This window comes from Oxalobacter vibrioformis (assembly GCF_027118995.1).
Taxonomy (GTDB): Bacteria; Pseudomonadota; Gammaproteobacteria; order Burkholderiales; family Burkholderiaceae_D; genus Oxalobacter; species Oxalobacter vibrioformis.
In genome coordinates this window covers 207,298-220,279 of sequence record NZ_CP098242.1, presented here as the reverse complement: position 1 = coordinate 220,279, position 12,982 = coordinate 207,298, and the positions used below count along the sequence as shown (strand labels likewise).

Annotated in this window: 10 protein-coding genes, 1 tRNA gene and 1 pseudogene; 9 read left to right on the top strand and 3 right to left on the bottom strand. The window is 52.0% G+C overall.

What is annotated here, in order from left to right; all coding sequences use genetic code 11:
* Window positions 1-44: 44 nt before the first annotated feature.
* Window positions 45-1,661, bottom strand: a pseudogene (locus tag NB640_RS01180) (NAD+ synthase).
* A 145-nt stretch (window positions 1,662-1,806) separates the two neighbouring features.
* Between NB640_RS01180 and thrC the strand changes: the two are divergent.
* From thrC to moaD, 3 genes are all read left to right on the top strand, one after another.
* Window positions 1,807-3,276 (top strand): threonine synthase, encoded by a 1,470-nt coding sequence (thrC, locus tag NB640_RS01175; RefSeq protein ID WP_269309317.1) that lies wholly within the window; start codon window positions 1,807-1,809, stop codon window positions 3,274-3,276.
* Between the two features lie 121 nt (window positions 3,277-3,397).
* The gene (locus NB640_RS01170; RefSeq protein WP_269309316.1) at window positions 3,398-4,624 is read left to right on the top strand and encodes a molybdopterin molybdotransferase MoeA; all 1,227 of its coding nucleotides are present in this window, start codon (window positions 3,398-3,400) and stop codon (window positions 4,622-4,624) included.
* Entirely contained in the window at window positions 4,621-4,878 is a 258-nt protein-coding gene (gene moaD, locus NB640_RS01165; protein ID WP_269309315.1) for a molybdopterin converting factor subunit 1, read from the top strand. The genes NB640_RS01170 and moaD overlap by 4 nt, the downstream gene beginning before the upstream one ends.
* 19 nt (window positions 4,879-4,897) lie before the next feature.
* On the opposite strand, the gene NB640_RS01160 is transcribed toward moaD, so the two are convergent.
* On the bottom strand, window positions 4,898-5,848 hold the full coding sequence (locus NB640_RS01160) for an IS481 family transposase (protein ID WP_269309314.1): 951 nt from the start codon (window positions 5,846-5,848) through the stop codon (window positions 4,898-4,900).
* Between the two features lie 535 nt (window positions 5,849-6,383).
* Between NB640_RS01160 and NB640_RS01155 the strand changes: the two genes are divergently transcribed.
* Together NB640_RS01155 and NB640_RS01150 are read left to right on the top strand one after the other, a co-directional pair.
* Window positions 6,384-7,892, top strand: coding sequence for a hypothetical protein (locus tag NB640_RS01155; RefSeq protein ID WP_269309313.1), 1,509 nt, complete (start codon window positions 6,384-6,386; stop codon window positions 7,890-7,892).
* 234 nt (window positions 7,893-8,126) lie between these two features.
* Window positions 8,127-8,909 carry a tetratricopeptide repeat protein gene (locus NB640_RS01150; RefSeq protein WP_269309312.1) on the top strand — a complete coding sequence of 261 codons (783 nt, stop codon included), beginning with the start codon at window positions 8,127-8,129 and terminating at the stop codon, window positions 8,907-8,909.
* A 160-nt stretch (window positions 8,910-9,069) separates the two neighbouring features.
* On the opposite strand, the gene NB640_RS01145 is transcribed toward NB640_RS01150, so the two are convergent.
* Window positions 9,070-9,156: transfer RNA gene (locus NB640_RS01145), tRNA-Leu, on the bottom strand.
* 140 nt (window positions 9,157-9,296) lie between these two features.
* Here NB640_RS01145 and NB640_RS01140 point away from each other — a divergent pair.
* The 4 genes from NB640_RS01140 (at window position 9,297) to NB640_RS01125 (ending at window position 12,975) form a co-directional block, all read left to right on the top strand.
* A complete protein-coding gene (locus NB640_RS01140) occupies window positions 9,297-10,139 on the top strand; it encodes an alpha/beta hydrolase (RefSeq protein ID WP_269309311.1) in 843 nt (280 codons plus the stop codon).
* Window positions 10,140-10,494: 355 nt separating this feature from the next.
* Window positions 10,495-11,553, top strand: coding sequence for an NAD(P)-dependent alcohol dehydrogenase (locus tag NB640_RS01135; protein WP_269309310.1), 1,059 nt, complete (start codon window positions 10,495-10,497; stop codon window positions 11,551-11,553).
* Between the two features lie 216 nt (window positions 11,554-11,769).
* Window positions 11,770-12,159 (top strand): nucleoside diphosphate kinase regulator, encoded by a 390-nt coding sequence (gene rnk, locus NB640_RS01130; RefSeq protein ID WP_269309309.1) that lies wholly within the window; start codon window positions 11,770-11,772, stop codon window positions 12,157-12,159.
* 75 nt (window positions 12,160-12,234) lie between these two features.
* Window positions 12,235-12,975: an SDR family NAD(P)-dependent oxidoreductase gene (locus NB640_RS01125; RefSeq protein ID WP_269309308.1), complete on the top strand. Its 741-nt coding sequence runs from the start codon at window positions 12,235-12,237 to the stop codon at window positions 12,973-12,975.
* Window positions 12,976-12,982 lie beyond the last annotated feature (7 nt).

Below are 12,982 nucleotides of genomic sequence, written 5' to 3'. Positions count from 1 at the left end.
TTCTGGCTGGAAAGGCGTTATATACAGCGATTGTAAATCAATCGCTACCGGTCGCGGTATCTGGATGTGATGGGATGCCGCCAGTCACGTCCGAAACCGCGAGGCGTAATCCGGATGCCGACAGCTGCCTGGCGGCGCTTGTATTCATTTCTCCGGATGAGAAAAAGAATCCGCTCAACCACTGCCGGGTCGTAACCAGCCTCGATAATTTCTGCCAGGCTTTTTTCTTCTTCCATGAACATCTGGACAATGGCATCCAGTATGTCGTAAGGCGGCAGCGAATCCTGGTCACGCTGATCCTGTCTCAGTTCGGCAGAGGGCGCTCTCGTCAGGATGCGATCCGGAATGATGTCCGAAACGCTGTTGCGATAGCGGCACAGGCGGTATACCAGTGTTTTGGGGACATCACGAATAACGGAAAAGCCGCCAGCCATATCACCATAAAGCGTGCTGTAGCCGACGGCCAGCTCACTCTTGTTTCCTGTTGTCAGTACGATGCTGCCGGTTTTATTGGAAAGTGCCATCAGGATCGTGCCCCGGATACGGGCCTGTATATTTTCCTCGGTGGCATCTTCCGCCAGCCCTGCGAACCGGTAGGAAAGGGTACTCAGGAAAGTTGTGAAGCAGTCATTGATGGGGATGACATCGTAAAGAATGTTCAGGCGGGCGGCCATTTCGCCCGCATCCACGATGGATATATCAGCGGTATAGGGAGACGGCATCATGACAGCCCTTGTCCGTTCGCGGCCAAGGGCGTCCACGGCAATCGCAAGTACCAGGGCTGAGTCCACGCCCCCGGAAAGGCCAAGGATAATGCCGGGAAAACCGTTTTTTTCGACGTAGTCGCGGGTGCCCAGCACGAGTGCGCGATAGACTTCTTCTTCTGTTGAAATGGTTTTTTCCTGGCGCGCAGGCTGGAGCTTCCCTCCCTCAAATGAAAGGAGCTCAATGTCTTCATCGCAGTGGCATAAATGGGCGCACAGCTGTCCGGTATGATCCAGCGCAAACGAGTTGCCATCAAATACCAGTTCATCCTGCCCTCCGACCAGATTGGTATAGATGACCGCCATCCCCTGTCTGGAAACGTTTTCCCGCAGGATGTCATAGCGCTTTGACAGCTTGTTCATGTTGTAAGGTGAGGCATTGGGAACCAGCAGCACATCGGCTCCCGCCTGTTTTGCACGTGCAGGCGCTTTTTCAGACCAGACATCCTCGCAGATGTTGATGCCAAAGCATATGCCTTTTACGGTAAAAACAACAGGTTGTTCTCCTGGCGTGAAATAGCGCTTTTCATCAAAGACAGAGTGATTGGGAAGCGCGGCTTTGCAGTAAGTGGCAACAATTTTTCCTTTTGACAGGATGGAACAGGCGTTATACCGCCCGCTGCCGGTGACAAGGTGGTGGCCGACAAGCACATGAAGATCCGGTATGTCAGCCAGATCACTGGCAAGGGCGGCCAGGGCTAAGGCCGTGCTGTCATAAAAACTGCGGTTGAGCAGCAGGTCTTCCGGGGGATAGCCTGTGAGGGACAATTCGGGCGTAACGACGATGTCAGCGCCGGATGCTGCCGCACGTCATGAAAATTCAGCGATACGCATGCGGTTGCCGTCAATGTCGCCGACCGTGCTGTTTATCTGGGCGATTGCTACTTTTGGAGACATGTTTTGCCAGTCCTGTTTGCTCATGGTTTTGTATTATTGCACGGGAGGGTTCTTTCCGGTGGAAAGACAGAATGGATATGCGTGTCCCTGTCAATTTGTCAAATAAAAGCGGTACAATTACCTGTTTGATATATCCGGATTTGATATGCAATACATTTCAACCCGCGCTTTTCGTAAAGAAGCGGAGAAGCGATCATTTTTACAGATTCTGCTGGAGGGGCTTTCCCCTGATGGCGGCCTTTACATGCCTCTAGCCTATCCCCGGGTAACGGATGAGGAACTGACTGCCTGGCGTCGTCTTTCCTATGCGGATCTCGCCTGTGAAGTGTTGAAGAAATTTGCAACCGATATGCCGGAAGCCGATCTCAAGGCACTGATTCACAAAACCTATACTCCGGAGATATACCGGAATGTGCGTCCGGATCAGGATGCGGCAAAAATCACGCCTTTACGGGTACTGGAAGAAAAGGATGGCAAGGTTTTGGCACTGCTTGGCCTTTCCGGTGGCCCCACACTGGCGTTCAAGGATATGGCCATGCAGCTTCTGGGCAATTTCTTTGAATACGAGCTGGCCCGTCAGCATGCCGAACTGAATATCCTGGGAGCCACCTCAGGCGATACAGGCAGTGCTGCCGAGTATGCCATGCGGGGGAAAAAGGGTATCCGTGTTTTCATGCTTTCTCCTCACGGGAAAATGAGTGCTTTCCAGACGGCGCAGATGTTCAGCCTGCCTGATCCCAATATTTTCAATATCGCCATTGAGGGCGTTTTTGATGACTGCCAGGATATCGTCAAGGCAGTCTCGAATGATCTGCCGTTCAAGTCCCGCCAGAAAATCGGAACGGTCAACTCCATCAACTGGGCAAGGGTGGTGGCACAGGTTATCTATTATTTCCGGGGTTATCTGGAGGCAACGGAAAGCAACAGCCAGAAAGTCTCCTTTACGGTGCCCTCGGGCAATTTCGGCAATATCTGCGCCGGCCATATTGCGCGCATGATGGGATTGCCGATTGCCAAACTGGTCGTGGCAACGAATGAAAACGATGTCCTGGATGAGTTTTTCCGCACGGGGGTTTACCGGGTGCGCAAATCAGCCGAAACCCTGCATACGAGCAGCCCATCAATGGATATCTCCAAGGCATCCAATTTCGAGCGCTTTGTCTATGATCTCCTGGGTCAGGATGGCCAGCGGGTCAATGCGCTTTTCCGCCAGATTGAAAGCCGGGGATATTTTGATCTTTCCGGCAGGCCCGGAAGCGATGGCGACGAGTTTCTGAAGGTGCCCGCATTCGGTTTTGAATCCGGCCGCTCCACCCACCAGGATCGGTTGGCTACCATCCGGTTTGTCAAGGAGGCCTATGGCATCGTGATAGATACCCACACCGCCGATGGGGTAAAGGTGGCAAGGGAGCATCAGGAGGCGGGTATACCCATGATTGTGCTTGAGACCGCGCTTGCTGCCAAATTCAATGAAACCATCCGTGAAGCACTGGGAGCAGATGCCGAGCGTCCGGCAGGATTTGAGAACATTGAGGCATTGCCGCAGCGTTTTATCGTCATGCCGGATAAGGCAGACGAGGTCAAGCACTACATAGCGGAACATACCGGCCTGTAGATTTTGTTGTTTTTTTATCATTAAAACAGGGGATATTGATGCCGGGTAAGGCAAAACCCGTGTTTTTGTCTGAAACTGTGTGCTGGTTCGTGATTCTGACAAAAGCCTTTCAGGGAATTCAATGCTATCGACTGACGAAGCCTTAGCGCGTCTTATGGATGCCGTGCCTCCTGCACTGGAGGGGGAAGTGGTGAAAACGCATAATGCCAATGGAAGGGTTCTGGCTGAGGATATCTTTTCCCGTATCAATGTTCCCAATGCCGATAATTCTTCCATGGATGGTTACGCAGTCCGTGCCGAAGACTGCGCAAGCGGGGATGCTTCGCTGAAAATCACCCAGCGTATCCAGGCTGGCACAACCGGCAAGCTCTTGAGAAAAGGGGAGGCCGCACGGATATTTACTGGCGCTCCCGTTCCGGAGGGTGCTGATGCGATTGTGATCCAGGAAAACTGCGAATCCGATGGGAAAACGGTGACGGTCCGGCATATACCGAAGCCGGGCGAGTGGATACGCAAAACCGGGGAGAGCATCAAAAAAGAAGACAGGGTCCTGGAAAAAGGGACACGCCTCAAGGCCCAGCATCTCGGGCTGGCAGGGTCTGTCGGTTATCTTGATCTTCCTGTCGTGCGTCGTCCGCGCGTTGCCTTTTTTTCCACTGGTAATGAAATTGTCATGCCTGGCGAGTTCCTGAGGCCTGGCCATGTTTATAATTCAAACCGCTATCTGCTGCGCGCATTACTGGAAAATTTCGGATGTATTGTCACCGATTACGGCAATGTGCCTGATGAGTTGTTTTCCACCCGAAAAGCGCTTTTGGATACGGTGGATCGGCACGACCTGATTCTGGCTTCAGGCGGGATGTCTGTTGGAGAGGAAGACCATGTCAGGGAAGCGGTTGAGGCGCATGGAAAAATCACGCTTTGGCAGATAGCCGTCAAGCCGGGCAAACCGATGGCGTATGGGGAAATCATCCGCACCAAAAAAAACAAGAGTGCTTACAAACTGACGCCTTTTATCGGTTTGCCGGGCAATCCGGTTTCCAGTTTTGTTACCTTCCTGATTTTTGTCCGGCCTTTTCTTTTGCGCATGATGGGCGTTCAGGATGTAAAACCGCTTGCTGTCAGGATGCGGGCTGATTTTTCAATGGGCAAGGCTGAAGAGCGCAACGAATTTCTCCGGGCAAGGATCAACGATGAAAACGGCCTGGAACTTTTTGAAAATCAGGGGTCCGGCGTGCTGTCATCGGTGACCTGGAGCGATGGACTGATTGATAACCCACCCGGCAATCTCATCAAAAAAGGGGATATGGTGCGGTTTCTTCCTTTAATCGGATTGATGCATTTATGAATATCGAGCTTCGTTTTTTTGCCAGCGTCCGTGTGGCGTTGAATAGCACGGCTGAATCGGCCAGTCTGCCTGATGATGTCAGGACGGTTGGTGATGTGCGGGAGTTCCTGGCCGCAAGAGGAGGCGTCTGGGCGGATGTGCTGGGGCCGGACAAGGTATTGAGGATGGCCTGCGACCATAAAATGACAGGGCCGGATACCCCCATTACCGAAGGGTGTGAGGTGGCTTTTTTTCCACCGGTAACCGGAGGATGAAGCGGAGGTTTAAATGACCCTAGCTGTTTAGTCCCGGCATTTGATGGCTAGGGTTTAGAGTAAAACGATGTGGCTGAGTTGTCCAGATTTTGCAAATAAATTCATAAGGCGTAAGCCCTTTTAAAGACTTCAATCGGCGGGCGAAATTATAGGCATTCATGAAATTCTGGAGATAGTTTTCAAACTGCTTGTGATCGTCATAATGATATCGATTGACAGTCGCTTGCTTGACCGTGCGGTTCATTCGTTCAACCTGGCCGTTGGTCCATGGATGCTTTACCTTGGTCAGTCGGTGCTCAATGCCGTTTTCCCTGCAAACACGATCAAAAATATGCTCAAAGGCAAACCGATCCTTTTCTCTGTTGGTGAATTGAATCCCGTTATCCGTCAGGACAGTATGAATGGCATAAGGCAAAGCCTCCTGCAGGTTGCGTAAAAACTGTGCCGCCTGCATTTTTCCTGCTCGCTGGTGCAATTCCACATAGGCAAACTTGCTGGTTCGGTCTATTGCTGCAAACAGATAAAGCCGACCTTCAGCGGTTCGTACTTCGGCTATGTCGATAGGGAAGCAGCCAATAGGATAAGTCTTGAATTTCTTTGGCACTGGTTTGTCGCCCTGAACTTCTGGCAAGCGGGATATGCCATGACGCTGTAAACAGCGATGTAATGAAGATCGGCTCAGGTGAGCGATAGTGGGTTGCAGGGCATAAAGGCAATCATCAAGGGGAAACAGGGTATGCCGCCGGAAAGCCACAATAATGGCTTCCTCTTCTACGGACAATACGGTTGAAGAAGGATTTTTCGGGCCAGTGGGCAAATCCTTGACGGTTTCCCGCCTGCGCCATTTCGCCACTGTCTTGGGGTTGATGCCATAGCGCTTTGCTAACGCCCTCACGCTCTCTTGACTATTTTGTATTGCTCGACGCACAGCCTCTGTTGTTGTGGCGCTGCTGTGTAAAATCTGTCTCATAATATTTCCTTCCATTCAGATGACATGATTGTGCCATCAAAGGCCGGGACTAAACAGCTAGAGGCTGTTATCAAATATGCCGAGACTATTCCATTCACCGTAAAGAGATGAATAAGCAAATCAGGCAGGCGCAGACAGGGAGGATGGAGGGCAGAGATGCAGAACAGAAGATGGTGCCCGGGACCGGAATCCGAACTCCAGTGTTTACGCGGGTTTCTAGCGTGTCATCCGTGAATTTTCCGTAATAAATTTCATGTTTTTTTCATGCTGGCATCAAATATCTTGGGGGGTGGCGCCATGAAAAGACTTATCCCAATTGTACGTGTCTTGAGCCCGATCGGAAAAGGCTTAGGATGATATCAAAATCGACTTGTTTTTAGCGTATGGGGCATACTCTGAAAGCCGCTCTATACCTGTCTCTCCGGCGCATGTGACAAACATTCGGATAAACATTTCGTCCCCTCTTGACAGCGCGGTATAACAGTAGGGCGCACTGCAAAAACGGTGCTTTTTTACTTTATATCAAGGAGGACACATGTCCAATTTATTTGATGAAAACAGGAATAACCACCTGTTCGACAATGCTGAAGACCATTTCATCAGCAAAACCGGTTTCGATATCACTGGCCATACCAGTGCCTGGCAGCAAAATGCCAGCCAGATTGCTGGCATCACCGCTACTCCCTTCCCAGAACCGCAAACACAGCAAAATCCCGATTACAGCCTTGACGGCAGAGGAAAAAATGGCTTTCAGGCAGACAATACACTGTATCCCGTAAAAATTGATTTCCCTGTACCAGCAACTCCGGTTAAATCCGTTCAAAAGAAACCGGACAGCACCAGCTATAAGTGGGGAGAAAACTGGTTTGAGAGCAACCAGAACAATGCCAATACCGATAATTCCGCCCACAATGCAGAAGTCAAAGCATTCACCAAAATGGAACGGGGTGACGATGATCCGCAATGGTTTGAAGAGGCAGAGCGCCTCGACAAAATACTTTTCGAGCCCGATTACACTCGGCTGACAACTGTACCTTCCGCAGACAGCTGGGGAAACCTGAACCCCGACAACAGCCCCTCCTTTCGTGCCGTGAATTACGGCATGGAAAACCTTGAAAAAGACAATGCCAGAATCAAACGTGCCCGGGAATTGGAACAGATACTGAAATCAACCGCACAACAGGCACGAAACCAGGATGAAAACGCCACAGGATGGGGGAAATACCAGAATGCCTACCACGCAGCCGCGCACGAAGGCGCCTACTCGTATGAACAACTGGAAAACATTGCCCGGCTTTATGGCCAGCCTATCGGCAAGGTTGCAAACCAGTTGGGACTTGGTTTGGCAGCGGGAGTGCTTGGTTCTTTTCCCGCGAAAGGAGTGGATTTCTTTCCGCAGTCACTGAATTATCTTTCAAATTTGAGTGGGGGTGATAAGGTGATGGATACGCTTGCCGACAAGCGCAACGAAATCATGGATATACAAAATGCGGCAGAAAATGATGGCGATCTGTTCAAATCCAATGGCATGTACACTGCAACAGGAGCCCTGACAAAAACGGGTAGTGAAATGATGGAGCGAGCGCCCGATGCGGCCTTTTTTTCCTTGGCAACAAGAGCATGGGGAGGCAAGGCTGTTGCTTCTTTTGCCATTCCTTTTGATGTGGCAAGCAGCTATCTGAAAGAACATCAACGGTTTATTGAGGAACTGGACAGCATGCCTGCTGAAATGCTGGCGAAAAATGAAGAATTGGTCGCAGACTACGAAACGTATAAATCACGCGGCATGAGTAATGCTGAAGCCATGCGGAAGGCAAAGAGTGCAGTTGCCAGTAGCAAAGCAAAAAGAAAGGCGGCCTCAACAGCTGTTGCCAATATGCTGGCCTACGGATTTTCCACCGCAACTGCAGGCCGCAACGATTCTTTGATGTTGAATATCGGGCAGAATGCTGCGCTGTCGAAAATGAGTGAAATTGCTGCTGATTACATTCAGAGGGCGATAGAATTCGGCAACATCGTGCATCGTGGAGATACAGCCTATTAAAAAACCGCTCGTGTTCATTGCAGGGACAAAGGCCGGATAACATTGCCCGGCCTTTGCTTTGGTAATGCAAAAAACTATGGCATGATTTCTTTTTTGCCGTGCCTGCTGCTGCGTGCAGGTATCCCTTAAAACGACACAGGAGATGTTATGGACAGTGCTATCAGAAGGAGCCGTTTTTCGTTGAGTCGTTTGCTTTTTAATATAAGCGCCATCTGTTTTTTGGGAATGGTTGGCATGGTTCATGCAGACAATCTGTCTGAAGGAGTGAAACACTTCCAGGCGGGTGATTACAAAAAAGCCTTTGAATTTCTGCAAAAATCCGCCAATCAAGGTAATCCAAAAGCCCAGATTGGACTTGCCAAGCTCTATCGTGAAGGAAAAGGGGTTAACAAAGACCTGAAAAAGGCCACGTACTGGACAGGAAAAGCTGCTGAGCAAGGTGAAGCCAATGCACAATACAATCTTGGCCTGGCCTACGAAGACGGCAGGGGCATCAAAAAAGATGAGGCAAAAGCTGCTTCCTGGTACCAAAAAGCGGTAGACCAGGGGGATACGAGTGCCATGGTCAACTTGGGGAGCATGACCCGTTTTGGAAGGGGCGTCAAACAGGATTATGCCAAAGCAAAGACCCTGTTCCGCGCGGCAGCCGAAAAGAATAACGCCATGGCCCAGTTCAACCTGGGTTCGATGTATTCCCATGCGCACGGTGTGAAACAGGATTATGTCGAGGCAAACAAGTGGTATGAGCTATCCGCGAAACAGGGATATGCGCCGGCACAATTCAATCTTGGTTTGCATTACATACGAGGGCAAGGGGTAGGCAAGAATCCTGAAACAGCCGCAGCATTGTTCCAGAAAGCGGCAAACCAGGGACTGGCAGATGCACAGGTACTTCTCGGCGAAGCTTATGAACTCGGCAACGGGGTAAAGCAGGATCGCGAGGAGGCTATCAGATGGTACAAGAAAGCTGCTGATCAGGGTGACAAGGATGCCATTGCCAAGCTGAAGAAGTTATAACTTAAAGTAAGACGCTGGCAGTTTGATTCACGCAGGAGACTTTAATTCCGTGATTCTTACGTGATTTTTCCGTGATGAGAGGGCGAGAAATCGCTAAGAGAGAGTTTCCAGCAATCCGGTCGCGCTGCAATCTGTTGATTTTAATTGGCTTTTTTGTCCATGGTGCCCGGGACCGGAATCGAACCGGTACGCCATTACTGGCGAGAGATTTTAAGTCTCTTGTGTCTACCAATTTCACCACCCGGGCACACCGAGCATGGATTGTAGCATCAGCAGGGGACGAAACACAAAAAGTTTGTATTGCCCACTATCTCTTTTCTTGCGAAAGCCAACAGGTCATAATGCGGGTATAGTTGCTTTTATCTGCAACAAGAAAGGGAGACCCTGATGCGTGACCCTTTGCCATTACCATCGCCCGATTTTTCCGTGAGTATGCGGGAAGTCACCTGGCTTGAAGTCGGTGGGCGCACCCTGCGCGCCATCATTTACTATCCGGGCGGAAAAGGCCCGTTTCCTGCGGCTGTCTGCGTTCACGGTGGCGCGTGGGTGTCGGGTGACCGCACGTCAACCCATGGCTTTGCCAATCTTATTGCCTCGCATGGCGTGGTTGTCATGGCCATCGATTTTCGCATGCCGTCCGAATGGCCGTATCCGGCCGCGCTTGAAGATATCAACTATGCCATTCGCTGGCTCAAGCACAATGCCGCCCAGTACCGCATTGTCCCGGAGAAGGTGGGCGGTATTGGTGTTTCCAGTGGCGGACACCTTATTCTCTTGTCTGCCCTGTGTCCGCATGACAGCCATTACAGCGCTATCCCCATGGACAGTGACAAGGATGCCAGCCAGGCATTTGTCATGACATGCTCCGGGGTGCTGGACCCGGTCGCGCGTTTTCGCATGGCGGAAAAAGCGGGCGAACTCGAAATCCTCATGTGCCATCGCGCTTTTTTCGGCGATGCTGCCATGATGGATGAGGGCAATCCGGCAAGGATACTGGAAGCGGGCGAGGCAACCAGCCTGCCGCCTGCCTGTTTTTTCCAGGGCGGCGACGATGTCCGTGTTCCCCCTGGTACGGCTGAGCGTATCGCTGCTCTGTACCAGGCTGCCGGGGGGCAGGCCCAGGCGACAGTCTATCCGGGCATGGAGCACTCCCTTGTCTCCTGGTGCAAGGAAGAGCTTGATGACATGATGGGCAAAACTATGGCGATGATCCGCAGCCTGTCAGGGTAGCACGCGGATACGGCACCGTACCCTGCCAGGAACAAAGGGCGCAACCGTATCGGGCTCGACGGGATGACGCCGGGTGACGGTGTGTCTGCCGAAAGTGGCCTGCTGCAAGGCGGCTTTTTCCTGTCTGCCGTCGTTGCCGGTTCAAAATTGATTTTGGCCGACTCTAAACCGCGAAAATTGCTCTGCGTCAATGGTCAAAACGCATGACAGCGGTTAATCTGGCACTGAGGGGGCTGGACGCTGGTGCCGCAGGCACAACAAGGCAGCGAGCCAGTAAATGATGCCAAACAGCCTGTCTGCCGCATGTCCCGGGCCAGCCTGCTTTTTGGGGAAACCAGTTTCAGGGAGTTACAGTATGGGAACAATGAAAGCGCTCGTTTTTGTCGGACCAGGAAAAATCCGGCTGGAAGAAAAACCTATCCCCAAAGTCGGCCCGACCGATGCGCTGGTGCGTATTACCACGACGACTATTTGCGGTACTGACATCCACATCCTGAAGGGTGAGTATCCGGTAAAACCCGGCCTGACCATTGGTCATGAGCCGATCGGCGTCATTGAAGAGCTGGGTTCGGCTGTCGAGAGTGTATACGAAAAGGGGCAGCGTGTTGTCGTGGGGGCCATCACTCCGTGCGGCCAGTGTTTCACCTGTCTGGATGACCGCAAATCGCAATGCCAGGGCGTTGCAGCCGGTGGCTGGCGTTTTGGCAACACCATTGACGGATCGCAGGCCGAATACCTGCTGGTGCCATACGCCACGGCAAATCTTCAGCATATCCCTGAGGGGGTTTCTGACGAACAGGTGCTCATGTGCCCGGACATCATGTCTACCGGCTTTGCCGGTGCAGAAAACGCCAATGTGAAGATCGGCGACAGCGTGGTCGTCTTCGCGCAGGGCCCGATCGGCCTGTGTGCCACAGCCGGTGCCAAGCTCAAGGGAGCCACGCTGATTATTGCCGTGGACGGCATCAAGGAGCGTCTCGTTATCGCCAAGAAAATGGGCGCGGATATCACTATCAACTACAACCATGTCGATCCGGTGGAAGAAATCATGCGTCTTACCAAGGGGCAGGGGGTTGATGTTGCCATTGAGGCGCTGGGTACGCAAGGCACCTTCGAAAGCTGCATGCGCGTACTGAAACCGGGCGGCACCCTTTCCAGCCTGGGCGTCTACAGCGGCAAGCTGTCCATCCCGGCAGACTCCTTTGCTGCCGGCCTGGGCGACCACAAGATCATCACCTCGCTTTGCCCGGGCGGCAAGGAGCGCATGAGAAGACTTCTCAATGTGGTTCGCAGCGGCCGCGTTGACCTTCAGCACCTGGTCACGCACGAATACAAGCTTGACCAGATCGAGGAAGCATACGATCTTTTCATGAGCCAGCGTGACGGGGTCTTGAAAATCGCGATTAAGCCCTGATATAGCACTTATGCCGCCGGCGGCATAAGGCCGGAGCGAAAAGACAGCAATCCGGTTTGAGCACTTTCAAACCGGATTGCTTGCTTTTATTGCAAGCTGTACAGTGACGGCAAAGCAGATTTATCATGTATTCATACGCCGACTTGAAAAGAAGGCAAAACTATTATTTTATCCCGCTCTTATGGCAGGGAAATCACATCAGAAAAAGGAACAAGCATGTTGGACAGGCCATCTATTACCGTAACAGCCGATGATTTTGACTACCTGGAGCAACTCCTGGATTTGCCAAAATACCGGAATATCCCTGCCAGGAAAGACCTGCTAGAAGAATTGCGGCGTGCCAGCATCGTCGAGCCTGGCGAAATCGGTGCGGATATCGTTACGCTCAATTCGACCATCCGTTTTGTGGACGACAAATCCGGTGAGCAGTACGAAATGACCCTCGTGTCACCCGAAGAAGCCGATAGCGACAAAAACCGCATCTCCGTTTTGGCCCCTGTCGGCATTGCCCTTTTGGGGCTCTCTGTCGGGCAGACCATCCAGTGGCAGATGCCGGGCAGGCAGGAAGCGCTTTTGCGTGTGCTGGAAGTGACAAGACACGCTTGAAAGACGTGTCATTTCCTGCGCAAACTGGCATAAAATACTAAACAGGAAATCAACCATCGCAAAAAGGGGAATACGATGTCAGAGCAAAAGTCAGAACAGAAAGTCGCCCTTGTCACCGGCGGTAACAGGGGCATCGGCTTTGAAATCTGCCGCCAGCTGCTGGATGCCGGCTGCACCGTTATCCTGGGTTCCCGCGTGCCTGTTCGCGGCAAGGAAGCCGTGGCCGAGCTGAAAAATGCCGGTTATACCACTATCCGGCACATGCACCTTGACATGAATGACCCCGAAACCTTCATCGTGACCCGTGATGAGATCGAGAAGGACTATGGCAGGCTCGATATCCTGGTAAACAATGCCGCGATTTCCATTGATGGCAAGCGCAAGATCGATACCGTGCCTGTCAGTGTGATCCGTGACACCTTTGAGGCCAACTTCTTCAATCTTATCGAACTGACCCAGCTGCTTTTGCCATTGCTGAGGAAAAGCCCGGCAGGCAGCATCGTCAACCAGTCCAGCATCCTGGGTTCGCTCACCTACCACAGCATGCCGGACTCCCCCATCAAGGACGCCAAGGCCTTTGCCTACAATGCCAGCAAAACGGCCTTAAACGCCTTTACCGTGCATCTGGCCGATTTGTTGAAAGATACGGCTATCAAGGTCAATTCCGCCCATCCCGGCAATGTCCGCTCCGACATGAACCCGGAAGGCGAGCTCAGTGTGGAAGAGGGGGCAAAGACAGCCGTTGAGCTGGCGCTCTTTGCTGACGACGATCCGACAGGCGGCTACTTCTACCGCGAGCATATCCTGCCCTGGTAAAGGGGCA

Coding starts and splice junctions, on each gene's coding strand:
- thrC (WP_269309317.1), top strand. CDS start 1,807: ATGCAATACATTTCAACCCGCGCTTTTCGTAAAGAAGCGGAGAAGCGA.
- NB640_RS01170 (WP_269309316.1), top strand. CDS start 3,398: ATGCTATCGACTGACGAAGCCTTAGCGCGTCTTATGGATGCCGTGCCT.
- moaD (WP_269309315.1), top strand. CDS start 4,621: ATGAATATCGAGCTTCGTTTTTTTGCCAGCGTCCGTGTGGCGTTGAAT.
- NB640_RS01160 (WP_269309314.1), bottom strand. CDS start 5,848: ATGAGACAGATTTTACACAGCAGCGCCACAACAACAGAGGCTGTGCGT.
- NB640_RS01155 (WP_269309313.1), top strand. CDS start 6,384: ATGTCCAATTTATTTGATGAAAACAGGAATAACCACCTGTTCGACAAT.
- NB640_RS01150 (WP_269309312.1), top strand. CDS start 8,127: ATGGTTCATGCAGACAATCTGTCTGAAGGAGTGAAACACTTCCAGGCG.
- NB640_RS01140 (WP_269309311.1), top strand. CDS start 9,297: ATGCGTGACCCTTTGCCATTACCATCGCCCGATTTTTCCGTGAGTATG.
- NB640_RS01135 (WP_269309310.1), top strand. CDS start 10,495: ATGGGAACAATGAAAGCGCTCGTTTTTGTCGGACCAGGAAAAATCCGG.
- rnk (WP_269309309.1), top strand. CDS start 11,770: ATGTTGGACAGGCCATCTATTACCGTAACAGCCGATGATTTTGACTAC.
- NB640_RS01125 (WP_269309308.1), top strand. CDS start 12,235: ATGTCAGAGCAAAAGTCAGAACAGAAAGTCGCCCTTGTCACCGGCGGT.